Source organism: Streptococcus sp. CF8-6, from assembly GCF_024295845.1.
Lineage (GTDB): Bacteria > Bacillota > Bacilli > Lactobacillales > Streptococcaceae > Streptococcus > Streptococcus oralis_BO.
Genome location: NZ_JANCOF010000001.1, coordinates 348,128 through 374,270 on the forward strand (window position 1 = coordinate 348,128; position 26,143 = coordinate 374,270).

The following is a 26,143-nucleotide window of genomic DNA, read 5'->3' on the forward strand; positions in this document are numbered from 1 at the left end:
GATAGAATGATAAAAACGAATCAAATCTAGAAAGGGAACCTATGTTACACAACGCATTTGCCTATGTTACAAGGAAGTTTTTCAAATCGATTGTTATCTTCCTGATTATTCTCCTCATGGCGAGCTTGAGTTTGGTCGGCTTGTCGATCAAGGGAGCTACTGCCAAGGCTTCTCAGGAGACATTTAAAAATATCACCAATAGCTTCTCCATGCAAATCAATCGTCGCGTCAATCAAGGAACGCCACGTGGTTCTGGGAATATCAAGGGTGAGGATATCAAAAAAATCACCGAAAACAAGGCCATCGAGTCTTATGTTAAACGCATCAACGCCATCGGAGATTTGACTGGATACGACCTCATCGAAACGCCAGAAACCAAGAAAAATCTCACTGCTGACCGTGCCAAACGGTTTGGAAGCAGCTTGATGATTACAGGTGTCAATGACTCCTCTAAAGAAGATAAGTTTGTCTCTGGTTCATATAAGCTGGTCGAAGGTGAGCACTTAACCAACGACGACAAGGACAAGATTCTCATGCACAAGGACTTGGCAGCCAAACACGGTTGGAAAGTCGGAGATAAGATCAAATTGGACTCTAATGTCTATGATGCAGACAATGAAAAAGGTGCCAAGGAAACAGTCGAAGTGACAATCAAGGGACTCTTTGATGGTCACAATAAGTCAGCAGTAACCTACTCACAAGAACTCTATGAAAATACAGCCATCACAGACATTCACACTGCTGCAAAACTTTATGGATACACAGAAGACACAGCTATTTATGGGGACGCAACCTTCTTTGTAACAGCAGACAAGAACTTGGATGATGTCATGAAAGAGTTGAACGGTATCAGTGGTATCAACTGGAAGAGCTACACACTTGTGAAGAGCTCCTCTAACTACCCAGCTCTTGAGCAATCCATCTCTGGTATGTACAAGATGGCCAACCTCCTCTTCTGGGGTAGCTTGAGCTTTTCAGTTCTTCTCCTTGCTCTCTTGCTTAGTCTTTGGATCAATGCTCGTCGCAAGGAAGTGGGAATTCTCCTCTCTATCGGTCTCAAGCAGGCAAGTATCTTGGGTCAATTCATCACCGAATCCATCTTGATTGCCATCCCTGCTCTTGTTTCTGCATACTTCCTAGCCAACTACACAGCTCGTGCCATCGGAAACACTGTTCTTGCCAATGTCACTTCAGGTGTTGCCAAGCAAGCCAGCAAGGCTGCTCAAGCTTCTAACCTTGGTGGTGGTGCAGAAGTAGATGGCTTTAGCAAGACCTTGTCGAGCCTAGACATTTCCATTCAGACATCAGACTTTATCATCGTCTTTGTCCTTGCCTTGGTTCTAGTGGTTCTCGTTATGGCGCTTGCCTCAAGCAATCTCCTTAGAAAACAACCAAAAGAGCTCTTGCTCGATAGCGAATAAAAAACTTGCTACCTATTCTCCCCTAAATGGGGTATAATATAGGTAGCATTTTTATCTATTTCATCCTGATAAGGCTTCTTCCTATCAGGATGAAACAGAGAAGATTTACAAGAAATTTAAAGGAATGTGAAACGTTTTTCTATGAAAATTTTAATTGTAGAAGATGAAGAGATGATCCGTGAGGGGATCAGTGACTATTTGACGGATTGTGGTTATGAAACCATCGAGGCTGCGGACGGTCAAGAAGCCTTGGAACAATTTTCCAGCTATGAAGTAGCTCTAGTACTACTGGATATCCAGATGCCTAAGCTCAATGGTCTGGAAGTACTAGCTGAGATACGCAAGACCAGTCAGGTTCCTGTCTTGATGCTGACCGCCTTTCAGGATGAGGAATACAAGATGAGTGCTTTTGCTTCTCTAGCAGATGGTTATCTGGAAAAGCCCTTCTCTCTCTCCCTTCTAAAAGTGAGGGTAGATGCAATTTTCAAGCGCTACTACGATACGGGACGAGTCTTCTCTTATAAGGATACCAAGGTGGACTTTGAGAGTTATAGTGCAAGCCTCGCAGGTCAAGAAGTGGCCATCAATGCCAAAGAGTTGGAAATTCTGGACTATCTGGTGAAAAATGAAGGCCGGGCCTTGACTCGTTCTCAGATAATTGATGCTGTCTGGAAGGCGACAGATGAGGTTCCCTTTGACCGTGTTATTGATGTCTATATCAAAGAACTGCGGAAAAAGCTAGACTTGGATTGTATCCTCACTGTGCGCAATGTTGGTTATAAATTGGAGAGAAAATGAAACGAACAGGTCTATTTACAAAGATATTTATCTATACCTTCTCGATTTTTAGTGTTCTGGTTATTTGTCTTCATTTAGCCATTTATTTTCTCTTTCCGTCAACTTATCTGAGCCATCGTCAGGAAACCATTGGCCAGAAAGCGACAGCCATTGCCCAGTCCCTAGAAGGAAAGGATAGGCAGAGTATCGAGCAAGTGTTAGATTTGTATTCCCAGAGCAGTGATATCAAAGGAGCTGTCAAGGGAGAAATGACTGAGGACAAGTTAGAGGTCAAGGACAATCTTCCTCTGGATACGGACCGCCAGACAACTTCCCTCTTTATCGAGGAGCGTGAGGTGAAAACGCAAGATGGTAGCACGATGACTCTCCAATTTCTAGCTTCCATGGACCTGCAAAAGGAAGCAGAGCAGATTAGTCTCCAATTTCTCCCCTATACCTTGTTGGCATCCTTTCTGATTTCACTTTTAGTGGCCTACATCTATGCTCGGACCATTGTTGCACCGATTTTGGAAATCAAGCGGGTGACCCGTCGGATGATGGATCTGGATGCTCAAGTACGGTTGCGTGTGGATTCTAAGGATGAGATTGGTGATCTCAAGGAACAAATCAATAGCCTTTACCAGCACCTTTTGACAGTTATTGCGGACTTGCATGACAAGAATGAAGCTATTCTCCAGCTGGAGAAGATGAAGGTTGAGTTCCTACGAGGGGCTTCTCATGAATTGAAAACACCTCTGGCTAGCTTGAAAATTCTGATTGAAAATATGAAAGAAAATGTCGGTCGTTATAAGGATAGAGACCATTATCTTGGAGTTGCCTTGGGGATTGTGGATGACCTCAGTCACCACGTTCTCCAGATATTGTCACTTTCTTCTGTTCAGGAATTACGAGACGAGAAAGAAGAGGTTGACCTCCTTCAGATGACGCAAAGTCTGGTCAAGGATTATGCTTTGCTTGCCAAGGAGAGAGAACTTCAGGTAGACATTAGCCTAACCCATCAGCAAGCTTACATAAACCCATCTGTCATGAAATTAATCCTATCGAATCTCATCAGTAATGCTATCAAGCACTCCACTCCAGGCGGCCTGGTCAGCATTGGAGAAAGAGAAGGGGAGCTCTCTATCGAGAATAACTGTAGTCCTGAAGAACAAGAAAAATTGGCCCAGTCTTTTTCTGAAAATGCTAGTCGCAAGGCCAAGGGTTCGGGGATGGGACTCTTTGTGGTCAAAAGTCTATTAGAACACGAGAAAATACCTTATCATTTTGAGATGCAAGATGATCGCTTGACCTTCTTCATGCGTTATCCTAAAGTCGTGCAAGACTAAGGGAAAGAAAGGGTTTACATTGATTGGACTGGAAGAAATTCAATCTAAAGTATGGGAAAAACTAGCTTTTTTTATCAAAAAGTGATAAAATGAACAATGTAAATGGGATGTCCCAAAAAATATATAGGAGGCCTGACAAATGGCAATCGTTTCAGCAGAAAAATTTGTCCAAGCAGCTCGTGACAACGGTTATGCAGTTGGTGGATTTAACACAAACAACCTTGAGTGGACTCAAGCTATCTTGCGCGCAGCAGAAGCTAAAAAAGCTCCAGTTTTGATCCAAACTTCAATGGGTGCTGCTAAATACATGGGTGGTTACAAAGTTGCTCGCAACTTGATCGCTAACCTTGTTGAATCAATGGGTATCACTGTACCAGTAGCTATCCACCTTGACCACGGTCACTACGAAGATGCACTTGAGTGTATTCAAGTTGGTTATACTTCAGTAATGTTTGACGGTTCACACCTTCCAGTTGAAGAAAACCTTGAAAAAGCTCGTAAAGTTGTAGAATTTGCTCATGCAAATGGTGTATCAGTAGAAGCTGAAGTTGGAACTATCGGTGGTGAAGAAGACGGAATCATCGGTGATGGTGAATTGGCTCCAATCGAAGATGCTAAAGCAATGGTTGCAACTGGTATCGACTTCTTGGCAGCTGGTATCGGTAACATCCACGGTCCTTACCCTGCAAACTGGAAAGGTCTTCACCTTGACCACTTGCAAAAATTGACTGAAGCTGTACCAGGATTCCCAATCGTATTGCACGGTGGTTCAGGTATTCCTGATGACCAAATCCAAGCAGCTATCAAACTTGGTGTTGCGAAAGTTAACGTTAACACTGAATGCCAAATCGCATTCGCTAACGCAACTCGTAAATTTGCTCGTGACTACGAAGCAAACGAAGCAGAATACGACAAGAAAAAACTCTTCGACCCACGTAAATTCTTGGCTGACGGTGTAAAAGCTATCCAAGCATCAGTTGAAGAACGTATCGACGTATTCGGTTCAGAAGGTAAAGCATAATCTAGCTGAACAATACAGAAAGAACCTGCCCATTGGGTGGGTTTTTGTGTTTTCTTTTATAGAGAATATACTTAAGACTACTATATCCAAAGTTGCTAAATTAATGTAATTATTCTAAGACTACCCTTGGCGAACGAATATAATAACTTTACGCCTGTTTTCAAAGGAAATCACTGTCTTTCCCAAAGTAAATTGGAACATCTAATTTTTTAGGAATGCTGAGTAGCTAAATGAATGATAGAACTTTCAAAAAAATTAATAGTTTAAAGCGCTTAGCACCTGTTTATATTGATGAAACGGGATTCGATACTTATTTTTGTCGAGAATACGGTCGCTCATTATAAGGTCAGTTAATAGGAGGTAAAGTATCTGGAAGAAGATATCAGAGGATTTCTTTGGTTGCAGGTCTAACAAATAGTAAGTTAATCGCTCCAATGACTTACGAAGAGACGATGACGAGCGACTTTTTTGAAGCTTGGTTTCAGAAGTTTCTCCTACCAATATTAAATACACCATTAGTTATTATTATGGATAATGCAAGATTCCATAGAATGGGTAAGCTAGAGCTCTTATGAAGAGTTTGGGCATAAACCTTTACCACTTCCTCCCTACTCACCTGAGTACAATCTTATTGAGAAAACATGGGCTCGTATCAAATAGCACCCCAAAAAGGTATTACCAAGTTGTAATACCTTTTTTCTAGGCTCTTTTGTCTTGTTCTTGTTTCAATTGACGGTAGTATTCACCATCTAAAGAATTACTTGATTGGTTAGAACAGGCAATTAATAAAATTGCAGATAGAGGCACTAAAAATAATGTGGCAAATTCTTACATTTGCTTACTCCATTTTTATTATATCAAAGTAATTTTACAAGTTTAAGACAGGTAGTACTGACAATCATTTTACTTTTTCGGGGAATATCCCTTTCTATGAAATAAAAGTCGAATCTGTTCTTGAAAAAAATTCACAGACCTATTGCTTTACTATGCTATCCTTAATTACACGAGACTCATTATACCTATTTATTCTTTCTTTCTCCATTAATTAATTCTAATTTTTTACTCTTTTGGATTGCTGATAACAATTTTTCCTATGGTTCGACCGGTTTCTAGAAGCCTGTGAGCCTCTTTAATGTTTATTGAATTCATTGGAGATAATCTTTTTGTAACAGTCGTTTTTAGCTCTCCATTATCAATCATATCTGCAATTTGATTAAGAATATAATGTTGACTAATCAAATCTTCTGTTTGCCACATTGATTTTGCAAACATAAATTCCCATGAAAAACTAACTGCTTTAGACTGTAGTGCAGACAAATTGACTTTTTCTTTAGTTTCGTCAATAGAACAGATTTTTCCTTGAGGTTTAATAGCTTTTACCATAAAATCCCAATGCTTTTCAGTATTATTTAAACAGAAAATGTAATCAACTGTTGAGAATCCAATTTCATTAAGCTCTTTATCCATATCTTCAAAATGATTAATTACAAATTCAGCTCCATGCTCCAAAACCCACTTTTTACTTTCATATCTGGAAGCAGTTCCAATAACAGTTAACCCTACATTATGAGCTAACTGACAAGCTATTGATCCTACTCCACCACTTGCTCCGATGATTAATATACTCTTAGTATAATTTTTGCTTTTATCAAATGGGATTTTTAATTTTTCAAATAAACCCTCATATGCTGTTAAGGAAGTTAAGGGTAAGGCCGCAGAATCTTCAAAAGATAAAGTATTTGGTTTTTTCCCAACAATACGCTCATCTACAAGTTGATATTCAGCATAGGACCCCGATTTTGTTATATCTCCCGCATAGAATACCTCATCGCCAACAGAAAACAACTCGCAATCTTCCCCTACCTCTGAGACAATTCCGGAAGCATCCCATCCTAAGATTCTCGGGGATTCTTCGACTTTACTTTTTGGAGATCTAACTTTATAATCTACTGGATTTACTGAAATCGCTTTAACCTCAACAAGTAAGTTCTTTCCTTTAGCAAAAGGTTTATCTAACTCAACGTCTTCAAAACTTCTCTTATCATCAATAGGTAAATATCTGTATAATCCGACCCCTTTCATAGTTGCCATAGTTCAATTTCCTTTCGTTATTTTATTTGGTATAATGTTAATTATAGGCAAATACTGCAAGATAACAATATTGAAGTTTTTGTAACTAGTGATATTTTAGTAACTTAAGATAGAAAGATGGGTAGATTATGGTAAGAAAAATTTATGATTGTGCTAATGGATGTCCAGTAGAAACCACTCTCCAAGTAATTTCTGGCAAATGGAAATGCGTAATATTATTTCACTTATTAAATAATAAAATTTGTCGATTTGGCGAATTAGAAAAATTAATGCCCGGTTGTTCTAGAAGGATGTTAGCGTTGCAACTTAAAGAATTGGAGTTGGACAAAATTATTCATAAAGATATTTACTCTATCATGCCTCCGATAACAGAGTATACACTAACTGAACTTGGGAGAACTTTAGAACCAGTAGTAGTTGAAATGAATAGATGGGGAAATAAATATAATAAATTTTTATTTAAAAATGGTAACGAGCTTCCTGTTGATAAATAAATTTCTCATATTAAATTATAAATAATTAAGTATGATATATCTTTTGTCTATCCATAGATAAAGTATTATTAGATATCAAGCCAATAAACTTGTCAAAAGGAGTCTGAGTTAGTAAGAAAAAATAAGCACATCCTTCTGCAATTTTATGGTATTAGAGTGTTACTATATCCCATTTTAGAGAGGTCGAATTATGGCAATTGCTCCTTTTAAAAATTACGATTATGAATTAGTTTTATCTGATTTAATTGCAGATATATATTATTCAACTATCAGTATGGGAAGTAGGATAATATTACTCAGAAAATTGACAGAGTTATTAGCTCGCAAATTTTTGAATTTGGGAGCAGGAGAACCCATGAATCTGGGAGATATAACTACTCATGAAAAAAATGAAAAGTTTAAAATAACAGAAAGGTATAAAAAGGTAGATAAACGATTAGTCAAGGATTTTGAAAAAACTATAGATAGGTTAAGAAAATTAGGCAATAAATACACTCATACAGCAAATATATCGGATGCTAATGTAGATGAATTGAGTATAGCCGAAGACTCCATTTGGGATTTATTTTCTTATTTATTTGTACAATATTTTTTGAAATATGGTCTGAATTTAAAAACAGACAAAAATATCTTGACATTGTTCTCTGTTTTACCTCCTGAAATTAGATATCGAACTTTGAAAAAAATAATTGATATCATAGGGTATGATAATATTCAACTTCTAGACAAGTTTCTTTTGTCTATCGTTAAGGCTAGAGGGATTGATGAAGCTAGATTTTGGCTATATAATAATAGTAAATTTCTTCAAGATGTAATTTATCCTTCAGAATCTGAAATTATCGAATATGAGGAGAATTTTTCTCAGAATGTTTTACCTCTTAAGCTAAGAAATCATTCTAATTGTTATAGTCTATTAGTATCTGTTCTGAATAACACTGATGTCCAATTGTCATCACATGGTTATTATAGAGATTTCGAAGAAGCTGTAGCCGAATATAAAAAGCATGATTTAGATCTTTATTTATCTAGCACTGAAGAACAAAAGATATTTAAAGATCTTATAAAATTCTGTTTTATAGGGAGAGTTCCAGTTTGTTAGTATGATTCATATTCACTGCAAAAGAAGCTTATTCAACATTCTCCAAATTTCTTCTGTCTATACTAGGATTTATGGCAAATTCAACCTAAGATTTTGCCCCTATTTTGCCACACTTTTTTAAGAACTAAAGGGAATAATGAAGTATATTTCTAATACAGTGTGGGTGGAAGAATACCTGAATATAGCCCTTTTTTGTGGTTTAAGGAAACTACTAAACCATGATTTTTGATTAAAACTATTATTTTAAGAGTGAAATCTCTAATTTCATAATCTTTTGGCAAACGCTTGCATTCCATTTTTTATTGGACTATAATAGGTTGGTATAAAGCCTTCTGTAAGAATAAAATGTAAAGGGTTTAGAAAGTAAGGATTTAGAATATTTGTAGTCAATAATAAAATATTGCTATTCCTTACCGTAGGGAGATAGATATGGCAATGATAGAAGTGGAACACCTTCAGAAGAATTTTGTGAAGACAGTAAAGGAGCCGGGGTTAAAGGGAGCTTTGCGCTCCTTTATTCATCCTGAAAAGCAGACCTTTGAAGCAGTCAAGGATTTGACTTTTGAGGTACCCAAGGGCCAGATTCTAGGCTTTATCGGGGCCAATGGTGCTGGGAAGTCGACAACCATCAAAATGCTGACAGGGATTTTGAAACCGACGTCTGGTTTTTGTCGGATTAACGGCAAGATTCCGCAAGACAATCGCCAAGATTATGTCAAGGATATTGGGGTTGTCTTTGGACAACGCACTCAGCTATGGTGGGATTTGGCTCTGCAAGAGACCTACACGGTTTTGAAAGAGATATACGATGTGCCGGACTCGCTCTTCCGCAAGCGCATGGACTTTTTGAATGAAGTCTTGGATTTGAAGGACTTTATCAAGGACCCCGTGCGCACTCTTTCACTGGGGCAACGGATGCGGGCGGACATTGCGGCTTCCTTGCTCCACAATCCCAAGGTTCTCTTTTTAGATGAGCCGACCATTGGTCTGGATGTGTCGGTCAAGGATAACATTCGTCGGGCCATTACTCAGATCAATCAAGAGGAAGAAACAACCATTCTCTTGACCACTCATGACCTGAGTGATATTGAGCAACTCTGTGATCGGATTTTCATGATTGACAAGGGGCAGGAGATTTTTGATGGAACGGTGAGCCAGCTCAAGGAGACCTTTGGCAAGATGAAGACTCTCTCCTTTGAACTGTTACCAGGTCAAAGTCATCTCCTTTCTCAATATGAAGGCCTGCCTGATATAACCATTGATAGACAAGGAAATAGCCTCAATATTGAATTCGATAGTTCCCGCTACCATTCAGCTGATATTATCAAACAAACTCTGTCTGATTTTGAAATCCGTGATTTGAAGATGGTAGATACGGATATTGAGGATATTATCCGACGCTTCTACCGAAAGGAGCTCTAAGATGGTCAAATTTTGGAGACGTTATAAACCCTTTATCAATGCAGGGATTCAGGAGTTGATTAGCTATCGAGTCAATTTTCTTCTCTATCGGATTGGCGATGTGATGGGGGCTTTTGTGGCTTTCTATCTCTGGAAGGCCGTCTTTGATTCCTCGCAGGAGTCTTTGATTCAGGGCTTCAGTATGGCAGATATCACCCTCTACATCATCATGAGTTTTGTGACCAATCTTTTGACCAGGTCTGATAGCTCCTTTATGATTGGGGAGGAGGTCAAGGATGGTTCCATTATCATGCGCTTGCTGCGACCAGTGCATTTTGCGGCTTCATATCTCTTCACCGAGCTTGGTTCCAAGTGGTTGATTTTTGTCAGTGTCGGACTTCCTTTCTTGAGTGTTATTGTCTTGATGAAAATCCTTTCAGGGCAAGGTATTGTAGAAGTACTGGGCTTAACTGTCCTTTATCTCTTTAGCTTAGCCCTAGCCTACCTGATTAACTTTTTCTTTAATATCTGCTTTGGATTTTCAGCCTTTGTATTTAAAAATCTATGGGGTTCCAATCTACTCAAGACTTCTATAGTGGCCTTTATGTCTGGGAGTTTGATTCCCTTAGCTTTCTTTCCCAAGGTTGTTTCAGATATTTTGTCCTTCTTGCCTTTCTCATCCTTGATCTACACTCCAGTCATGATCATTGTTGGAAAATACGATGCTAGTCAGATTCTTCAGGCACTCGTTTTGCAGTTTTTCTGGCTCTTAGTGATGCTTGGCTTGTCTCAGTTGATTTGGAAACGAGTCCAGTCATTTATCACTATTCAGGGAGGTTAGTATGAAAAAATATCAACGCATGCACCTGATTTTTATCAGACAATACATCAAGCAAATCATGGAATACAAGGTTGATTTTGTGGTTGGTGTTTTAGGTGTCTTTCTGACCCAAGGTTTGAACCTCTTGTTTCTCAATGTCATCTTTCAACACATTCCATCGCTAGAAGGATGGACTTTTCAAGAAATCGCCTTTATCTATGGATTTTCCTTGGTTCCCAAGGGACTGGACCATCTCTTTTTTGACAATCTCTGGGCTTTAGGTCAACGACTGGTGCGAAAAGGGGAGTTTGATAAGTATCTGACGCGTCCAATCAATCCGCTCTTTCATATCCTCGTTGAGACCTTTCAGATTGATGCCTTGGGTGAACTCTTGGTCGGTGGCATTTTACTAGCGACTACGGTTACTAGCATTGCTTGGACTCTTCCCAAATTCCTGCTTTTCTTAGTCTGTATCCCCTTTGCGACCTTGATTTATACTTCCTTGAAAATCGCGACAGCCAGCATCGCTTTTTGGACCAAGCAGTCAGGTGCTATGATTTACATTTTTTATATGTTTAATGACTTTGCTAAGTACCCGATTTCCATTTACAATTCCCTTCTTCGTTGGTTGATTAGCTTTCTCGTGCCTTTCGCCTTTACGGCTTATTATCCTGCCAGCTATTTCTTAGAGGACAAGGATGGGCTCTTTAATATCGGAGGTTTGATACTAATTTCCCTTGTCTTCTTTGTCATTTCTTTGAAACTATGGGACAAGGGCTTGGATGCCTACGAAAGTGCGGGTTCGTAAAAGGAAGAAACTCAAAGCCTTGTCTCAGGACGGGCTTTTTTAATCGTGATGAAAATTTCTTGACATCTCTTCTCAGAGTGCTATACTAAAAGGGTAATAGCCGATTTAGCTCAGTTGGTAGAGCAACGCACTCGTAACGCGTAGGTCACAGGTTCAAGCCCTGCAATCGGCAGAATCAAGAAGCCCATTAGGGCTTCTTTTTCTTTTGTTACAAATACTCAACCACTTAGACAGAGATATTGACCAGATAGGCAAAAGGGCTTGTTCTTGAAAAATTCCTCTGCTATAATGGTTCATGTAAGGGACATGAGGGATCAGTATCAGACAACTCAAGTCAATAAAAAAGAAAATGGAGACATAAAAATGAAAAAATTATTGGGACTTGTATTTTTAGTAGCAGCAGCGCTAGTATTGTATTTCGGTTCTGTTGGATGGCCAAGCTTGGATGTCAACCTCTGGTCACTCATTCCGGTAGGATTGTTCCTTTATTTCACGCTAGAAAACTTTTTGAAAAAAGACTACAAGGCTAGCTTGATGTGCTTGATCATTGCCTTTATCATTGCAAATGCTATTTTTGATCTCTTACCAATTTCAAGTGGTTTGGTGATTGGTGCTGGTGTGCTAGCTTGTGTAGGACTTGGCTATCTCTTTCCTGATAAAGATAAAAAAGAAGGCAAATAGAAAAGTCTCGAGATTTCTCGAGACTTTTTTTACTGACCAGCGTAATATTTTTGGATTCCTTTCACAATGCCTGCGACCAGTTTATCTTGGTAGCGGCTATCTCTGATTTGTTGGCTTTCAGTGAAATTATCCATATAACCAAGCTCTAGGAGGACAGCTGGTTTAGCTGTTTCGCGTAGGACGGCATAGCTGCTTTCCAACAGGCCAGCATCCTTGGCCCCTGTTTCTGCTAGAAGAGAGGAGTGGATGGCAGCGGCGAGGCGTTTGCTTTCACTCATACGATCAGGGTGATTGTGCCAGTATTTATTAATCTTACTTGGATAATCAGGTTCATCGCTATAGGAGTAGGTTTGAATACCGCTCGCTTTTGAGTAGGTATTACCAGTAGCGTTGAAGTGAATACTGATAAAAATATCAGAGTTGGTTTTATTAACCATACGAGAACGTTCAGTAACAAAGTCAACGTCAATATCACTATCACGAGAAGTGAGGACCTTGTAGCCCAGTTCTTCCAACTTAGTACGAAGCTTACGGTAAACCTGCATGTTGAGATCTTTTTCAGCTACATTGTAGTAAAAAGCTCCTGAATCTCGACCACCATGCCCAGGATCTAGGAAAATGGTATTGCTGTATAGTCCTTTTGTAAATCCGCCTTCAGTTGAAACTTCAGAGATCCATTGGCCGTATTTTTGGAACAAGTGTTCCTTTCCGTTTATTTTGTAAGTTCCTGAAACATAATGCCCATTATCATCCAGGTAGTAGCGTGCTTTGTCAGAGTTATCGTAAATCCATTCGCTCTTTGCCATGTAACCACCTGACTTGAGGTAGTATGCTCCAATCCACTCCTGATTTGCATAACGGCCATCCGCTTTTAGATAGAACCAGCTCTTATAGGTTTTATCAAAGATCCACTCTTTTTCCGCCATGGCTCCACTGGCTTTGAGGTAGTAGCTTCCTTTCCATTTGTCTGCTAGCATCCCACCATTCTGGTCAAATGAGTACCAGGAACCCTGAATCTTTTGCCAATTTTCTTGGACATATCTCCCTGACCCGTTCGCATAGAACCAAGTATCCTTGATTTTGACCCAGTTGTTTTCTGCCATAGCTCCACTCTGGTCAAAGAGGTAGCCCTTGAAGGTTGTCGCACTCAGCATTCCACCGTCTTTGTCAAAGTAATACCAAGAACCGTTGATTTTCTCCCATTTATCCTGTGAGATCTTTCCAGAAGGAGCGACATAATACCAAATTTGGTCTAATTTAGTCCAGCCCTTTTCTGCCATAGCTCCGCTTTTTGTGAGAAGATAGCCGTCAACGGCGGTGTTGCTGAGCATGCTTCCAGTTTGGTCAAAATAGTACCAGGAGCCGTTAATTTTTTTCCAGGTGTTCTGAGCTAGTCGTCCAGAGGAATCAGCATAATACCATTGATTGTCCAGTTTGGTCCAGCTATTTTCTATCATGACACCATCTTGGTCAAAGGCATAACCTTTGTAGACAGTAGAATGAAGACGATTACCATCTTGATCGAAGTAGTACCATTTGCCTTGGATTTGTTTCCAGTTCAAAGCAGGTTTATCATCTTGGTAAAAACGCCAGTGGTGATTTTCTTGGTACCACCCTTCTTTTTGGGGCTTGTCTTCTTGCACATCTACTTTCGGAAGAGTTTCTGATTTAGAGTTTTCCTCAACACTTGATTCTTTCTTTTCTTCTTTGGCAATTGCTTCCTTGACAGCAGATGTGGATTGAGTTGTGTTTTCTTCTCCTAAGACGGATGCGGGTGCTAATCCTGCGATTGAAAGGATTAAAGCACTGGTCAGTAGTATCTTTTTCACTTTCTATTTCCTAACTTTTTCTTTTTGCCTTTTTCATTTTTCCTATTAATTATCGAATTGAACTTCTTCTAGTAAGTATTCGATAAAGCGTTCGCCCATCTTAGACAGGCTGGTTTTTTCATGTTGGATATAGACCAGTTCAATCGGGTCGTCAATGTCCAGCGGGATGGAAACGATATTGTCTCCGTTGAGGTTGCTGTTCAAAATCCCTGTTGCAATGGTGTAACCATCCAAACCAATCAAGAGGTTAAAGAGAGTGGCGCGGTCACTGACTACGATGGATTTCTTGTGATGCTCTTGTGAAAGAATCTCCTCTGAAAAGTAGAAGGAGTTGTGCGTCCCCTGGTCATAACTCAGATAAGGGAAGTCTTCCAAATCAGCCAGTTTGACCTTGTCTTTTTTAGCTAGAGGGTTGGTCTTGCTGACAAAGATATGGGGTTGGGCTGTGAAGAGGTGGTGAGCTAGCAGGTGATTGTCATCTAGCATTTTCGTTAAAACATCGCGGTTGTAGCTGTTTAGGAAGAGGACACCGACCTCGCTACGGAAGTTCTTGACGTCATCGATAATCTCCCAAGTCCGAGTTTCACGAAGGAAAAGTTCGTATTTTTCCATATCACTTTTCTTGAGCAGAGAGACAAAGGCATTGACTACAAAGGCATAGTGCTGAGAGGAAACACTGAATAGTTCGCGGTGGGCAACAGGATTTTTATAGCGTTCCTCCAGAAGCTGAGTTTGCTCGACAACTTGACGAGCGTAGGAGAGAAACTCCATCCCATCACGGGTTAAGGTAATCCCCTTGGGATTGCGGATAAAGATTTCAATGCCCATTTCATTTTCCAAGTCTCGAACGGCATTTGAAAGACTGGGTTGGGTGATAAAGAGTTGCTTAGCTGCCTCATTCATAGAGCCAGTTTCGACAATTTTGATAATATAGTGTAGTTGTTGAATTCTCATGTTTTTATTGTACCATACTTGCGGAAGAATGGGCAATGAAGACGAAGAAAATAGGGGAAAAGAGCCGGTCTAGTATTGAAAAAAAGTCTAGAATCTGCTAAAATGGAAGCTATGAAAACATTCTATGATGTGCAGCAATTTCTCAAACAGTTTGGCATTATTGTTTACATGGGGAAGCGCTTGTATGATATTGAACTGATGAAGCTCGAACTCTCTCGGATCTATGATGCAGGTCTGATGGATAAGCTAGACTATTTAGAGGCGGAAGCTGTTCTTCGTAGAGAGCACAAGATAGAATTAGACTACATAGAGAAAAATGGAGATAAGAACTTATGACAATTTGGGTTTTGTGGGGAATCGTACTAGCGATGGCGGCATGGATGGGGTATAACTACCTTCGTATTCGTCGTGCGGCTAAGATTGTGGACAATGCAGAATTTGAAGCCTTGATTCGGAAAGGGCAATTGATTGATGTCCGTGATACAGCAGAATTTCACAGAAAACATATCCTCGGAGCCCGCAATATTCCTTCAAATCAGTTGAAGTCAAGCCTTGCAGCCCTTCGCAAGGATAAACCTGTCCTTCTCTACGAAAACCAACGCGGACAACGAGTGACCAATGCAGCACTTTATTTGAAGAAACAAGGTTTCTCTGAGATTTATATCCTTTCTTATGGATTGGATTCTTGGATTGGGAAGGTCAAGACTAGCTAACATTCTGTTAAAAACTGTCGAATGAGTGATAAAGCTTGCATTTTATGGTATCATCATTTATATTAATTTTAAGGAGATTTTATAATATGAATTCACAACAAAAGAAAAAATCTTCACTTATTTTAGGTATCTTATCTATCGTCCTTGGTTTGCTATCTCTAATAGTAGGTCTGATTTTGGGGATCATAGGATTGGTCTTGGCTTTTTCATACCAAAAAGAATCTGGACTGGACTATAAAACAGAAAAAATTCTCAATATCATAGGACTTGTAGTTTCTGTTCTTAACTGGATTCTAGCCATTGCAATCTTTTTTGTTTTATCGACTCATCTCTAAATAGTTTTTAATGATTTCCAATTCCTCTGGATTCAAGGGACGGTATTGCCCTTCTGCTAGTTCTGGGTCTAATGTAAAATCACCGAACTGGACTCGTTTTAGGGCAGTCACCTTGACACCAACTGAGAGGAACATTTTTTTAACCTGATGAAATTTTCCTTCTGAGATGGTAATAGAGGCATGGCTCTTTGTTGGACTTGCGGACAGAATTTCGAGCTGAGCAGGTTTACAAGTGGTCCTATCTAAAAAGACGATTCCTTCCTTAAACAGTCGGATATGTTCTGACGTGAGTGGTCCGTTGACTACCACTTGATAGGATTTATCGACATGGTACTGGGGATGAAGGAGTTGGAATCCTAAAGGTCCATTGTCTGTCAAAAGCAGCAGTCCCGTCGTATCGCGGTCTAGTCTGCCGATAGCGTAGAGCTGGTCAGACTGGATGTCAGGTGGGAGTAGGTTCATGACGGTGGGAAGTTTCTTATCCTTGCTCGCTGTAACGACTCCGTTTGGCTTATGAAGCATGAGGTAGTTGTGCTCGTAGCCTTGGATTTGTCGTCCTTGAAAGACTAATTTCTGCAACCCAGTGTCGACATTTTGAGCGAGTGAGCGAGCTGGACAATCATCTACTAGGATTTCTTTTTTTAATAAAGCCTGTTTCATAGCCTTGCGACTGACCTTTTCTTGGGCTAATAATCTATCTAAACGCATACCAGCTTATCTTATCATAAGTCTCTAACTTTGAAAAGAGTTGCCTTGACTAGAAAAGCGGAGTGAAAACATTTACACTTAGCTGAACTGTGATTTTTGAATGAGACTGTGGTATAATTGTTCAGTTAGAAATAAAAATTTAAAATATTAGAGGAAATCATGACAAAATTAAGAGAAGATATCCGTAACATTGCGATTATCGCCCACGTTGACCACGGTAAAACAACCCTCGTTGACGAATTATTGAAACAATCTGAAACTCTTGATGCACGTACTGAATTAGCAGAGCGCGCTATGGACTCAAACGATATCGAAAAAGAGCGTGGAATTACTATCCTTGCTAAAAATACAGCCGTTGCCTACAAGGGAACTCGTATCAATATCATGGACACACCAGGGCACGCGGACTTCGGTGGAGAAGTCGAGCGTATTATGAAAATGGTTGACGGTGTTGTCTTGGTCGTAGATGCCTACGAAGGAACCATGCCACAGACTCGTTTCGTATTGAAAAAAGCCTTGGAACAAGACCTTGTCCCAATCGTGGTTGTCAACAAAATCGACAAACCATCAGCTCGTCCAGCTGAAGTAGTGGATGAAGTCTTGGAGCTCTTCATTGAGCTTGGTGCAGACGATGACCAGCTTGATTTCCCAGTGGTGTATGCTTCAGCTATCAATGGGACTTCTTCATTGTCAGATGATCCAGCTGATCAAGAAAAAACAATGGCGCCAATCTTTGACACGATTATCGATCATATCCCAGCTCCAGTAGATAACTCAGATGAGCCTTTGCAGTTCCAAGTGTCACTTTTGGACTACAATGACTTCGTTGGTCGTATCGGTATCGGTCGTGTCTTCCGTGGTACTGTTAAGGTTGGGGACCAAGTTACCCTTTCTAAACTAGATGGTACAACGAAGAACTTCCGTGTCACAAAACTCTTCGGTTTCTTTGGTTTGGAACGTCGTGAAATCCAAGAAGCTAAAGCGGGTGACTTGATTGCCGTATCAGGTATGGAAGATATCTTTGTCGGTGAAACCATCACTCCGACGGATGCAGTTGAGCCTCTTCCAATCCTTCACATCGATGAGCCAACTCTTCAAATGACTTTCTTGGTCAACAACTCACCATTTGCTGGTAAAGAAGGTAAATGGGTGACTTCTCGTAAGGTGGAAGAACGCTTGCAAGCAGAATTGCAAACAGACGTTTCCCTTCGTGTTGATCCAACTGATTCACCAGATAAATGGACGGTTTCAGGACGTGGAGAATTGCACTTGTCTATCCTTATCGAAACCATGCGTCGTGAGGGTTATGAACTTCAAGTATCTCGTCCAGAAGTTATCGTAAAAGAAATTGATGGTGTGAAATGTGAGCCATTTGAACGTGTTCAAATCGACACTCCAGAAGAGTACCAAGGATCTGTTATCCAAAGCCTTTCTGAACGTAAGGGTGAAATGTTGGATATGATCTCAACTGGTAATGGTCAAACTCGTTTGGTCTTCCTCGTTCCAGCGCGTGGTTTGATTGGATACTCAACTGAGTTCTTGTCAATGACTCGTGGTTACGGTATCATGAACCATACCTTTGACCAATACTTGCCATTGATTCCAGGTGAAATTGGTGGACGTCACCGTGGTGCCCTTGTTTCCATCGATGCTGGTAAAGCTACAACTTACTCAATCATGTCTATCGAAGAACGTGGAACCATCTTTGTCAACCCAGGTACTGAGGTTTATGAAGGAATGATCATCGGTGAAAACTCTCGTGAAAACGACTTGACTGTTAATATCACTAAAGCTAAGCAGATGACTAACGTACGTTCTGCAACCAAGGACCAAACAGCGGTTATCAAGACACCTCGTATCTTGACACTTGAAGAGTCTCTTGAGTTCTTGAATGACGATGAGTACATGGAAGTAACGCCTGAGTCTATCCGTTTGCGTAAACAAATCCTTAACAAGGCAGAGCGCGAGAAAGCCAACAAAAAGAAAAAATCAGCTGAATAAGAGCTAGAAAGAGATAAAGATGGTCTATTTAATCATAGGGATACTCTTATTACTACTCTATGTATTTGCTACACCCCAAAGTATCAAAGGAACAGTCAACATCGTTATCTTGGTCTTTGTAGTTGTTGCACTCTTGATTTTGCTGATGTTGTCCATCTTGCAAATCTTCCAATTACCGACAGAATTCTTTGTCACAATCGCCATGTTGGCCCTAGCTTACTTTAGCTTGAGAGACATTACAGTCATGTCTGTAAAAAATAGCAAAAGAAGATAAATAGAAAGAGAGCTACGGCTCTCTTTTTCTATGGTAGAAATGAGGACTAGAGCATTTTCGTTTAGTATTATTTCCATAAAAATGGTAAAATAGTAGGAGTAGAAATGGAGTTTGAGACATGAAAGTAATCGATCAATTTAAAAATAAGAAAGTACTTGTTTTAGGTTTGGCTAAGTCTGGTGAGTCTGCGGCCCGTTTGCTAGACAAGCTGGGTGCTATTGTAACAGTAAATGACGGCAAGCCTTTTGAGGAAAATCCTGCTGCTCAAAGCTTGCTAGAAGAGGGAATCAAGGTTGTCACTGGTGGGCATCCTTTGGAATTGTTGGATGAGGATTTCGCTCTTATGGTGAAAAATCCAGGTATTCCATACAGCAATCCCATGATTGAAAAGGCTTTGGCAAAGGGAATTCCAGTCTTGACTGAGGTGGAGTTGGCTTACTTGATTTCAGAAGCGCCGATTATCGGTATTACTGGTTCAAATGGGAAAACAACCACAACGACTATGATTGGGGAAGTTTTGACTGCTGCTGGTCAACGTGGTCTCTTGTCAGGGAACATCGGCTATCCTGCTAGTCAAGTGGCTCAAACTGCTTCAGATAAAGACACGCTCGTCATGGAACTTTCTTCTTTCCAGCTGATGGGTGTCCAAGAATTCCATCCTGAGATTGCGGTTATTACCAACCTCATGCCCACTCATATCGACTATCATGGTTCTTTTGAGGAGTATGTGGCAGCTAAGTGGAATATCCAGAACAAGATGACAGCAGCTGATTTCCTTGTCTTGAACTTTAACCAAGATTTGGCAAAAGAATTGGCTACTAAAACACAGGCTACTGTTGTTCCATTTTCAACACTTGAAAAGGTTGATGGAGCTTATCTGGAAGATGGTCAACTCTACTTCCGTGGGGAAGTGGTCATGGCAGCTAGTGAAATCGGTGTTCCAGGTAGCCACAATGTAGAAAATGCCCTTGCGACCATTGCTGTAGCTAAGCTCCGTGGCGTGGACAATCAAACCATCAAGGAAACTCTATCAGCCTTTGGTGGTGTCAAACACCGTCTCCAGTTTGTGGATGAAATTCAGGGTGTTAAATTCTATAACGATAGCAAGTCAACCAATATCTTGGCTACTCAAAAAGCCTTGTCAGGATTTGACAATAGTAAGGTTATCTTAATCGCAGGTGGTTTGGACCGCGGCAATGAGTTTGACGAATTGGTGCCAGATATCACTGGGCTCAAGAAGATGGTTATCCTCGGTCAATCTGCAGAACGTGTCAAACGGGCAGCGGATAAGGCTGGTGTGGCTTATGTAGATGCGACTGATATTGCTGATGCGACCCGCAAGGCTTATGAACTAGCGACTCAAGGAGATGTGGTTCTCCTCAGTCCTGCCAATGCTAGCTGGGATATGTATGCTAACTTTGAAGTACGTGGCGACCTCTTTATCGACACAGTAGCGGAGTTAAAGGAATAATATGAAAAAAATTGTCTTTACAGGTGGGGGGACGGTTGGACATGTCACCCTCAACCTTTTGTTAATGCCTAAGTTCATCGAAGATGGCTGGGAAGTTCACTATATTGGTGATAAACACGGAATTGAACACCAAGAAATCCTCAAGTCAGGCTTGAATGTGACCTTCCACTCCATTGCGACTGGGAAGTTGCGTCGCTATTTCTCTTGGCAAAATATGCTGGATGTGTTTAAAGTTGGTTGGGGAATTGTCCAATCCCTCTTTATCATGTTACGACTGCGTCCACAGGCTCTTTTTTCAAAGGGGGGCTTTGTCTCTGTACCGCCTGTAATCGCAGCGCGTGTATCAGGAGTGCCAGTCTTTATTCACGAATCGGACCTGTCCATGGGGTTGGCCAATAAAATTGCCTATAAATTTGCGACCAAGATGTATTCAACCTTTGAGCAAGCTTCAAGTTTGTCTAAGGTTGAACATGTGGGGGCTGTCACCAAGGTTTCAGACCAAAAAACTCCTGAACCAGATGAATTGGTGGATATTCAAACCCACTTTAATCCTAAATTGCCAACGGTATTATTTGTCGGTGGTTCTGCAGGAGCTCGTGTATTTAACCAATTGGTGACAGATCATAAGAAAGAACTGACAGAGCGCTACAATATTATCAATCTCACTGGAGATTCTAGCCTCAATGAGTTGAGTCAAAATCTCTTTCGTGTTGACTATGTGACGGATCTCTATCAACCCTTGATGGAGATGGTAGATGTGGTGGTGACGCGTGGCGGTGCCAATACGATTTTCGAGCTCTTGGCCATGGCGAAACTCCATCTCATCGTACCATTGGGTCGTGAAGCAAGTCGAGGAGATCAGATTGAAAATGCAGCCTATTTTGTTAAGAAAGGCTATGCAGAAGAACTTCAAGAAAGTGACTTGACTTTGGAAAGCTTGGAGGAGAAACTCAGTCACTTGCTTAGTCACAAGGATCAGTACCAAGCTAGCATGAAAGCTTCGACTGAATTGAAATCTCTTGCAGATTTTTACGATCTACTAAGAAAAGACCTAGCATAAGGAATATCAATGTCAAAGGATAAGAAAAAAGAATCAAACCAGAAGCAAGAATTGTCTGAATGGCAGAAACGAAACCAGGAATACCTGAAGAAGAAGGCTGAGGAAGAAGCTGCCCTAGCTGAAGAGAAGGAAAAGGAAAAACAAGCTCGTAAGGAAGCTAACTCGAAACTGCTAGAAGAAGCCCAGAAATCATCGAGTGAGTCAGATGAGGAAGCCTCAAGTCCAAGCAAGGAACCATCCGAAAAAGAAGAAAAATCTCAAAAGGATGCCCCTAAAGTCAAAGAGGAAAAAGAGAAGAAGAAAAAAGAAAAATCCAAAAAACCAGAGAAACCAGCCAAGCCTAAAATTGCGCCTGTTCATATTTGGCGAGCTGTGAGTATCTTGGTACCCAGTGTCCTGGTCCTTCTTCTTTCAGTCTATCTATTGACTCCACTTTCGATCATCAAAAATATCGAGGTTAAGGGAAATAGTAACACGCAGGCGGATGACATCAAACAGGCTTCTGGGATTCAAGATAGCGACTATACCTTAGCCCTATTGTTGGATAAGGAAACATACGCTGAGCGAATCAAGTCCAATCATTGGATAGAATCAGCGAAGATTAACTATCAATTTCCGACTAACTTTACGATTGAGGTCAAGGAATTCGATATTGTTGGTTATTATGTGTCTGGTGAAGAACATTATCCTATTCTGTCTAGTGGTACAGTAGAGTCAACTCCTGTTGATCGCTTAAACTTGCCTGAGACTTATCTGACAGTTACCTTTAACGATGAGCAGCAGGTGAAAGAGCTGATAACAGGATTGTCTACCATCAGTGAGGATATCAAGAGTCAAATCCAGAAAATCGAATTAGCGCCGAGCAAGGCAACAGCAGATCTTTTAAAAATTACTATGCTGGATACAGATGAGGTTTTGGTTCCCTTGTCAGAATTGAGCAAGAAATTGCCTTATTACAGCAAAATCAAGCCACAATTGTCTGAACCAAGTGTAGTCGATATGGAAGCTGGAGTATACAGCTATACTATAGCAGATAAACTGATAGAAGAAGCTGAGGAAAAAGCCAAGCAAGAGGCCAAGGAAGCTGAGAAGAAAAACCAGGAAGAAGAAAAGAAAAAACAAGAAGAACAAGGAAATCAAAGCCAAACGAGCCAGCAATCACAGAGTCGTTAGACTAACTTTTCCTCTTGATTTTGAATGGTATAGAAGTCTAGTTTCGAGTTTTTGCTTGACAAGTCCTACTATAAATAATAGAATAGAAAAAAACCTTTAAAGCAGTCCAGAGAGGCAGCTAAGGTTAGACGGTGAAAGGGTGGAGACTACCCATTTTTCGTGGAACCTTGCTGTTGGCAGGTTCCTTTTTTCGTGGTTTGTTTTTGACCATACTCTCTTGTTCGTAAAGGTAAAAGGAGAAAAGTATGCGTGAACATCGTCCAGTTATTGCTCTTGATTTTCCTAGTTTTGAGGCGGTCAAGGAATTTTTATCTCTTTTCCCAGCAGACGAAAGTCTTTATCTAAAAGTAGGGATGGAGCTTTATTATGCGGAAGGTCCTGAAGTTGTCCGTTATTTGAAGTCATTGGGGCATAGTGTCTTTTTGGACCTCAAGCTACATGACATTCCCAATACAGTTAAATCGGCTATGAAGGTCTTATCTCAGCTTGGTGTTGACATGACCAATGTTCATGCTGCTGGTGGTGTGGAGATGATGAAGGCTGCGCGTGAAGGTCTTGGGACACAAGCAAAATTGATCGCTGTGACCCAGCTTACATCAACGTCAGAAGCCCAGATGCAGGATTTTCAAAATATCCAAACCAGTCTTCAAGAATCGGTCATTCACTATGCCAAGAAGACAGCTGAAGCGGGCTTGGACGGTGTCGTTTGCTCAGCTCAGGAAGTCAAGCTTATCAAAGAAGCAACAAGCAAAGATTTTATCTGTCTGACACCAGGAATTCGTCCAGCGGGAGCAGCGGTTGGAGACCAAAAACGCGTCATGACGCCAGCGGACGCCTATCAAATCGGTAGTGACTATATCGTAGTGGGACGTCCCATTACCCAAGCTGAGGATCCTGTTGCAGCTTATCATGCTATCAAGGATGAATGGAACCAAGGCTGAAATGAAAGAAATAGATTATAAAAACAAAAGGAGAATACTATGACACTTGCTAAAGATATCGCTAGCCACCTCTTGAAAATCCAAGCCGTTTACCTCAAACCAGAAGAACCTTTCACTTGGGCATCAGGTATCAAGTCACCGATTTATACTGACAATCGTGTGACGTTAGCCTATCCAGAGACTCGTAGCTTGATTGAAAATGGTTTTGTGGAAGCTATTAAAGCAGAATTTCCAGAAGTAGAAGTGATTGCAGGAACTGCGACAGCAGGAATTCCTCACGGAGCTATCATCGCTGACAAGATGAGCTTGCCTTTTGCTTACATCCGCAGCAAACCAAAAGACCACGGAGCTGGTAACCAAATCGAAGGTCGTGTAGCTCAGGGGCAAAAGATGGTTGTTGTTGAAGACCTCATCTCAACTGGTGGGTCTGTTCTTGAAGCCGTAGCAGCTGCTAAACGCGAAGGAGCCGATGTTCTTGGTGTCGTAGCGATTTTCAGCTATCAATTGCCGAAAGCAGATAAGAATTTTGCAGATGCTGGTGTCAAACTTGTGACGCTTTCTAACTACAGTGAACTGATCCACCTAGCCCAAGAAGAAGGTTACATCACACCAGAAGGACTCGACCTCCTAAAACGCTTTAAAGAAGACCAAGAAAATTGGCAAAATGCCTAATACTCAATGAAAATCAAAGAGCAAACTAGGAAACTAGCCGCAGGCTGTACTTGAGTACGGCAAGGCGACGTTGACATGGTTTGAATTTGATTTTCGAAGAGTATAAGACATAGAAAATCAGGTAGTCACTAGGATTACCTGATTTTTTATATGTGGGCAATAAAACAAAGCTCCCTAAAGGGAAAGAAGAATATAGGATAATGATAGAATGAGAACCCTCTCTTTTTTGGGGCATATTCAGATAATCAGTTTGAAATTTCCAGACAAAATTTTTGAAAGGATTCTGAAAAAGAGGTAAGATAGTTTATGTAAGAAAAAGTAAACGCTTACTTAATAAGGAGGACACTTTATGTCATATAAAACAAGCAATGCAGAAGGACCTGTAGATTTTATTAACACCTATGATTTGGAGCCAATGGCGCAACAAGTCATTCCTAAAGCTGCCTTTGGTTATATCGCTAGTGGAGCAGAGGATACTTTCACTCTACGCGAGAACATCCGTGCCTTTAACCACAAACTTATTGTTCCTCATACGCTTTGTGATGTTGAAAATCCAAGTACAGAGATTGAATTTGCAGGTGAAAAATTATCTTCACCAATTATTATGGCGCCTGTTGCGGCTCATAAATTGGCAAATGAACAGGGGGAAGTGGCTACTGCGCGTGGTGTACATGAGTTTGGTTCTCTTTATACAACCAGCTCATACTCTACTGTCGACCTTCCTGAAATTACGGAAGCTCTTCAAGGGACACCTCACTGGTTCCAATTTTACTTTAGTAAAGATGATGGCATCAACCGCCATATCATGGACCGTGTGAAGGCTGAAGGTTATAAAGCGATTGTCTTGACGGCAGATGCAACTGTAGGGGGCAATCGTGAGGTCGACAAGCGTAATGGTTTTGTCTTTCCCGTTGGCATGCCGATTGTTGAAGAATACCTGCCAGAAGGTGCTGGTAAATCGATGGACTTTGTTTACAAATCAGCTAAACAACGCTTGTCTCCTCGCGATGTCGAATTTATCGCTTCATACTCAGGTCTTCCTGTTTATGTCAAGGGGCCACAATGCCGTGAGGATGTTGAACGCTCACTTGCCGCAGGTGCCTCTGGTATCTGGGTAACCAACCACGGTGGCCGCCAAATCGACGGTGGACCAGCATCCTTTGACTCGCTTCAAGAAGTGGCTGAAGCAGTTGATAAACGTGTGCCAATTGTCTTTGACTCTGGTGTTCGTCGCGGTCAGCACGTCTTTAAAGCCTTGGCTTCAGGAGCAGACTTGGTAGCTATTGGCCGCCCTGTTATCTATGGTTTGGCCCTTGGTGGTAGTGTTGGTGTGCGTCAAGTCTTTGAGCACTTGAATGCAGAATTGAAGACAGTCATGCAGTTATCTGGAACTCAGACTATTGAGGATGTCAAACACTTCAAACTCCGTCACAATCCATATAACCCAACCTTCCCAGTTGACCCTCGTGATTTGAAATTGTATTGATAAAGAAGACGGCCTCCACTAAATGTGGAGGCTTTTGATGTCTTAGAATATATTTAACATTTCTAGTGTTATATAAAAATCAATTTTTATAGTTGACAAATGTAGATTTTGAGAGTATACTTAGAGTTATAATTGACAAATGTAGATTATGGAGGGATGCTGATGCAGATTTCAGATGCAGAATGGCAGGTTATGAAGATTATTTGGATGCAGGGGGAGCAGACCAGCACGGATTTGATCAGGGTTCTGGCGGAGCGGTTTGACTGGTCCAAGTCCACGGTTCAGACCCTTTTGGCTCGTCTGGTTGAGAAAGAGTGTTTGACTAGGAAAAAAGTGGGCAAGTCCTTTGTCTATTCAGCCCTTTTAACTCTGGATCAAAGTCGAGACTTGCTTGTCCGAGATATCAAAGACAAGGTTTGTTCTCGTAGGATGAAGAACTTGTTGGCTGATTTGATTGTCGAATGTGATTTCACTCAGTCTGACTTGGAAGGATTGGAAGTTGTGATTTCTGAGAAAAAAGCTAGCGCAGTTGTTGAAGTAAAATGTAATTGTATGTAAAGGAGACAT

26 protein-coding genes, 1 tRNA gene and 1 pseudogene are annotated in these 26,143 nt (G+C 40.8%); 24 read left to right on the top strand and 4 right to left on the bottom strand.

Annotated elements, in window-relative coordinates:
* Positions 1-41 precede the first annotated feature (41 nt).
* The 5 genes and pseudogenes from vex3 to NML69_RS01660 all read left to right on the top strand — a co-directional run.
* Positions 42-1,421 carry an ABC transporter permease subunit Vex3 gene (gene vex3 / locus NML69_RS01640; RefSeq protein WP_254725114.1) on the top strand — a complete coding sequence of 460 codons (1,380 nt, stop codon included), beginning with the start codon at positions 42-44 and terminating at the stop codon, positions 1,419-1,421.
* Positions 1,422-1,562: 141 nt separating this feature from the next.
* Positions 1,563-2,219 carry a response regulator transcription factor VncR gene (vncR, locus tag NML69_RS01645; RefSeq protein ID WP_254725115.1) on the top strand — a complete coding sequence of 219 codons (657 nt, stop codon included), beginning with the start codon at positions 1,563-1,565 and terminating at the stop codon, positions 2,217-2,219.
* Entirely contained in the window at positions 2,216-3,544 is a 1,329-nt protein-coding gene (gene vncS, locus NML69_RS01650; protein WP_254725116.1) for a sensor histidine kinase VncS, read from the top strand. The genes vncR and vncS overlap by 4 nt, the downstream gene beginning before the upstream one ends.
* Positions 3,545-3,683: 139 nt before the next feature.
* Entirely contained in the window at positions 3,684-4,565 is an 882-nt protein-coding gene (locus tag NML69_RS01655) for a class II fructose-bisphosphate aldolase (RefSeq protein ID WP_001019005.1), read from the top strand.
* A gap of 248 nt (positions 4,566-4,813) precedes the next feature.
* Positions 4,814-5,298 (top strand): annotated as a pseudogene (locus NML69_RS01660) (transposase); the annotation flags it as partial.
* A gap of 326 nt (positions 5,299-5,624) precedes the next feature.
* On the opposite strand, the gene NML69_RS01665 reads toward NML69_RS01660, so the two are convergent.
* Positions 5,625-6,656, bottom strand: a complete 1,032-nt coding sequence (locus tag NML69_RS01665) for a zinc-binding alcohol dehydrogenase family protein (RefSeq protein WP_254725117.1) — start codon at positions 6,654-6,656, stop codon at positions 5,625-5,627.
* Between the two features lie 128 nt (positions 6,657-6,784).
* Here NML69_RS01665 and NML69_RS01670 point away from each other — a divergent pair, with 128 nt between their 5' ends.
* The 7 genes from NML69_RS01670 to NML69_RS01700 all read left to right on the top strand — a co-directional run bounded on the left by NML69_RS01670 (position 6,785) and on the right by NML69_RS01700 (position 11,959).
* Positions 6,785-7,150, top strand: coding sequence for a helix-turn-helix domain-containing protein (locus tag NML69_RS01670; RefSeq protein ID WP_254725118.1), 366 nt, complete (start codon positions 6,785-6,787; stop codon positions 7,148-7,150).
* Between the two features lie 190 nt (positions 7,151-7,340).
* On the top strand, positions 7,341-8,249 hold the full coding sequence (locus NML69_RS01675) for a hypothetical protein (RefSeq protein WP_254725119.1): 909 nt from the start codon (positions 7,341-7,343) through the stop codon (positions 8,247-8,249).
* 429 nt (positions 8,250-8,678) lie between these two features.
* Positions 8,679-9,671: an ATP-binding cassette domain-containing protein gene (locus tag NML69_RS01680; RefSeq protein ID WP_254725120.1), complete on the top strand. Its 993-nt coding sequence runs from the start codon at positions 8,679-8,681 to the stop codon at positions 9,669-9,671.
* A 1-nt stretch (position 9,672) separates the two neighbouring features.
* A complete protein-coding gene (locus NML69_RS01685) occupies positions 9,673-10,491 on the top strand; it encodes an ABC-2 family transporter protein (RefSeq protein ID WP_254725121.1) in 819 nt (272 codons plus the stop codon).
* A 1-nt stretch (position 10,492) separates the two neighbouring features.
* Entirely contained in the window at positions 10,493-11,278 is a 786-nt protein-coding gene (locus NML69_RS01690) for an ABC transporter permease (protein WP_254725122.1), read from the top strand.
* Between the two features lie 99 nt (positions 11,279-11,377).
* Positions 11,378-11,450, top strand: a tRNA-Thr gene (locus NML69_RS01695).
* 191 nt (positions 11,451-11,641) lie between these two features.
* Positions 11,642-11,959, top strand: coding sequence for a hypothetical protein (locus NML69_RS01700; RefSeq protein ID WP_000734660.1), 318 nt, complete (start codon positions 11,642-11,644; stop codon positions 11,957-11,959).
* A 29-nt stretch (positions 11,960-11,988) separates the two neighbouring features.
* Here the strand turns inward: NML69_RS01700 and NML69_RS01705 are convergent, their stop codons facing one another.
* Positions 11,989-13,788 (bottom strand): N-acetylmuramoyl-L-alanine amidase, encoded by a 1,800-nt coding sequence (locus NML69_RS01705; RefSeq protein WP_254725123.1) that lies wholly within the window; start codon positions 13,786-13,788, stop codon positions 11,989-11,991.
* Positions 13,789-13,833: 45 nt separating this feature from the next.
* Positions 13,834-14,742 (bottom strand): LysR family transcriptional regulator, encoded by a 909-nt coding sequence (locus tag NML69_RS01710; protein WP_001222584.1) that lies wholly within the window; start codon positions 14,740-14,742, stop codon positions 13,834-13,836.
* 102 nt (positions 14,743-14,844) lie between these two features.
* On the opposite strand from NML69_RS01710, the gene NML69_RS01715 reads away from it, so the two are divergent.
* The 3 genes from NML69_RS01715 (at position 14,845) to NML69_RS01725 (ending at position 15,790) form a co-directional block, all read left to right on the top strand.
* Positions 14,845-15,078 carry a YqgQ family protein gene (locus NML69_RS01715; RefSeq protein ID WP_044135604.1) on the top strand — a complete coding sequence of 78 codons (234 nt, stop codon included), beginning with the start codon at positions 14,845-14,847 and terminating at the stop codon, positions 15,076-15,078.
* Complete coding sequence (locus tag NML69_RS01720; RefSeq protein ID WP_254725124.1) at positions 15,075-15,455, top strand: rhodanese-like domain-containing protein; 381 nt, start codon at positions 15,075-15,077, stop codon at positions 15,453-15,455. The genes NML69_RS01715 and NML69_RS01720 overlap by 4 nt, the downstream gene beginning before the upstream one ends.
* 86 nt (positions 15,456-15,541) lie before the next feature.
* The gene (locus tag NML69_RS01725) at positions 15,542-15,790 is read left to right on the top strand and encodes a DUF4190 domain-containing protein (RefSeq protein WP_254725125.1); all 249 of its coding nucleotides are present in this window, start codon (positions 15,542-15,544) and stop codon (positions 15,788-15,790) included.
* Here the strand turns inward: NML69_RS01725 and NML69_RS01730 are convergent.
* Positions 15,773-16,498, bottom strand: a complete 726-nt coding sequence (locus NML69_RS01730; RefSeq protein ID WP_254725126.1) for a 16S rRNA pseudouridine(516) synthase — start codon at positions 16,496-16,498, stop codon at positions 15,773-15,775. The two genes, NML69_RS01725 and NML69_RS01730, sit on opposite strands and share 18 nt — an antisense overlap.
* 159 nt (positions 16,499-16,657) lie before the next feature.
* Here NML69_RS01730 and typA point away from each other — a divergent pair, with 159 nt between their 5' ends.
* The 9 genes from typA to NML69_RS01775 all read left to right on the top strand — a co-directional run bounded on the left by typA (position 16,658) and on the right by NML69_RS01775 (position 26,134).
* The gene (gene typA, locus NML69_RS01735) at positions 16,658-18,499 is read left to right on the top strand and encodes a translational GTPase TypA (RefSeq protein ID WP_254725127.1); all 1,842 of its coding nucleotides are present in this window, start codon (positions 16,658-16,660) and stop codon (positions 18,497-18,499) included.
* 19 nt (positions 18,500-18,518) lie between these two features.
* Entirely contained in the window at positions 18,519-18,773 is a 255-nt protein-coding gene (locus NML69_RS01740; protein ID WP_254725128.1) for a DUF3165 family protein, read from the top strand.
* Between the two features lie 118 nt (positions 18,774-18,891).
* Positions 18,892-20,244, top strand: a complete 1,353-nt coding sequence (murD, locus tag NML69_RS01745) for a UDP-N-acetylmuramoyl-L-alanine--D-glutamate ligase (protein ID WP_254725129.1) — start codon at positions 18,892-18,894, stop codon at positions 20,242-20,244.
* A gap of 1 nt (position 20,245) precedes the next feature.
* Positions 20,246-21,304 (top strand): UDP-N-acetylglucosamine--N-acetylmuramyl-(pentapeptide) pyrophosphoryl-undecaprenol N-acetylglucosamine transferase, encoded by a 1,059-nt coding sequence (locus tag NML69_RS01750; RefSeq protein ID WP_254725130.1) that lies wholly within the window; start codon positions 20,246-20,248, stop codon positions 21,302-21,304.
* A 9-nt stretch (positions 21,305-21,313) separates the two neighbouring features.
* Positions 21,314-22,477 carry a cell division protein FtsQ/DivIB gene (locus NML69_RS01755; RefSeq protein WP_254725131.1) on the top strand — a complete coding sequence of 388 codons (1,164 nt, stop codon included), beginning with the start codon at positions 21,314-21,316 and terminating at the stop codon, positions 22,475-22,477.
* A gap of 245 nt (positions 22,478-22,722) precedes the next feature.
* Positions 22,723-23,418 (top strand): orotidine-5'-phosphate decarboxylase, encoded by a 696-nt coding sequence (pyrF, locus tag NML69_RS01760; protein ID WP_254725132.1) that lies wholly within the window; start codon positions 22,723-22,725, stop codon positions 23,416-23,418.
* Between the two features lie 39 nt (positions 23,419-23,457).
* Positions 23,458-24,090 (top strand): orotate phosphoribosyltransferase, encoded by a 633-nt coding sequence (gene pyrE, locus NML69_RS01765; protein ID WP_254725133.1) that lies wholly within the window; start codon positions 23,458-23,460, stop codon positions 24,088-24,090.
* A 349-nt stretch (positions 24,091-24,439) separates the two neighbouring features.
* Entirely contained in the window at positions 24,440-25,576 is a 1,137-nt protein-coding gene (lctO, locus tag NML69_RS01770) for an L-lactate oxidase (RefSeq protein ID WP_254725134.1), read from the top strand.
* Positions 25,577-25,738: 162 nt separating this feature from the next.
* On the top strand, positions 25,739-26,134 hold the full coding sequence (locus NML69_RS01775) for a CopY/TcrY family copper transport repressor (protein ID WP_254725135.1): 396 nt from the start codon (positions 25,739-25,741) through the stop codon (positions 26,132-26,134).
* Positions 26,135-26,143: the final 9 nt, after the last annotated feature.

Excerpts from the sequence above, each read along its gene's own strand:
- NML69_RS01680 (WP_254725120.1), top strand. The coding sequence starts at position 8,679 with ATGGCAATGATAGAAGTGGAACACCTTCAGAAGAATTTTGTGAAGACA.
- NML69_RS01655 (WP_001019005.1), top strand. The coding sequence starts at position 3,684 with ATGGCAATCGTTTCAGCAGAAAAATTTGTCCAAGCAGCTCGTGACAAC.
- murD (WP_254725129.1), top strand. The coding sequence starts at position 18,892 with ATGAAAGTAATCGATCAATTTAAAAATAAGAAAGTACTTGTTTTAGGT.
- vncR (WP_254725115.1), top strand. The coding sequence starts at position 1,563 with ATGAAAATTTTAATTGTAGAAGATGAAGAGATGATCCGTGAGGGGATC.
- NML69_RS01715 (WP_044135604.1), top strand. The coding sequence starts at position 14,845 with ATGGAAGCTATGAAAACATTCTATGATGTGCAGCAATTTCTCAAACAG.
- NML69_RS01665 (WP_254725117.1), bottom strand. The coding sequence starts at position 6,656 with ATGGCAACTATGAAAGGGGTCGGATTATACAGATATTTACCTATTGAT.
- NML69_RS01730 (WP_254725126.1), bottom strand. The coding sequence starts at position 16,498 with ATGCGTTTAGATAGATTATTAGCCCAAGAAAAGGTCAGTCGCAAGGCT.
- pyrE (WP_254725133.1), top strand. The coding sequence starts at position 23,458 with ATGACACTTGCTAAAGATATCGCTAGCCACCTCTTGAAAATCCAAGCC.
- NML69_RS01740 (WP_254725128.1), top strand. The coding sequence starts at position 18,519 with ATGGTCTATTTAATCATAGGGATACTCTTATTACTACTCTATGTATTT.
- NML69_RS01775 (WP_254725135.1), top strand. The coding sequence starts at position 25,739 with ATGCAGATTTCAGATGCAGAATGGCAGGTTATGAAGATTATTTGGATG.
- NML69_RS01720 (WP_254725124.1), top strand. The coding sequence starts at position 15,075 with ATGACAATTTGGGTTTTGTGGGGAATCGTACTAGCGATGGCGGCATGG.
- typA (WP_254725127.1), top strand. The coding sequence starts at position 16,658 with ATGACAAAATTAAGAGAAGATATCCGTAACATTGCGATTATCGCCCAC.
- NML69_RS01690 (WP_254725122.1), top strand. The coding sequence starts at position 10,493 with ATGAAAAAATATCAACGCATGCACCTGATTTTTATCAGACAATACATC.
- NML69_RS01675 (WP_254725119.1), top strand. The coding sequence starts at position 7,341 with ATGGCAATTGCTCCTTTTAAAAATTACGATTATGAATTAGTTTTATCT.
- NML69_RS01725 (WP_254725125.1), top strand. The coding sequence starts at position 15,542 with ATGAATTCACAACAAAAGAAAAAATCTTCACTTATTTTAGGTATCTTA.
- NML69_RS01750 (WP_254725130.1), top strand. The coding sequence starts at position 20,246 with ATGAAAAAAATTGTCTTTACAGGTGGGGGGACGGTTGGACATGTCACC.
- NML69_RS01685 (WP_254725121.1), top strand. The coding sequence starts at position 9,673 with ATGGTCAAATTTTGGAGACGTTATAAACCCTTTATCAATGCAGGGATT.
- vex3 (WP_254725114.1), top strand. The coding sequence starts at position 42 with ATGTTACACAACGCATTTGCCTATGTTACAAGGAAGTTTTTCAAATCG.
- NML69_RS01710 (WP_001222584.1), bottom strand. The coding sequence starts at position 14,742 with ATGAGAATTCAACAACTACACTATATTATCAAAATTGTCGAAACTGGC.
- NML69_RS01670 (WP_254725118.1), top strand. The coding sequence starts at position 6,785 with ATGGTAAGAAAAATTTATGATTGTGCTAATGGATGTCCAGTAGAAACC.
- NML69_RS01700 (WP_000734660.1), top strand. The coding sequence starts at position 11,642 with ATGAAAAAATTATTGGGACTTGTATTTTTAGTAGCAGCAGCGCTAGTA.
- vncS (WP_254725116.1), top strand. The coding sequence starts at position 2,216 with ATGAAACGAACAGGTCTATTTACAAAGATATTTATCTATACCTTCTCG.
- lctO (WP_254725134.1), top strand. The coding sequence starts at position 24,440 with ATGTCATATAAAACAAGCAATGCAGAAGGACCTGTAGATTTTATTAAC.
- pyrF (WP_254725132.1), top strand. The coding sequence starts at position 22,723 with ATGCGTGAACATCGTCCAGTTATTGCTCTTGATTTTCCTAGTTTTGAG.
- NML69_RS01755 (WP_254725131.1), top strand. The coding sequence starts at position 21,314 with ATGTCAAAGGATAAGAAAAAAGAATCAAACCAGAAGCAAGAATTGTCT.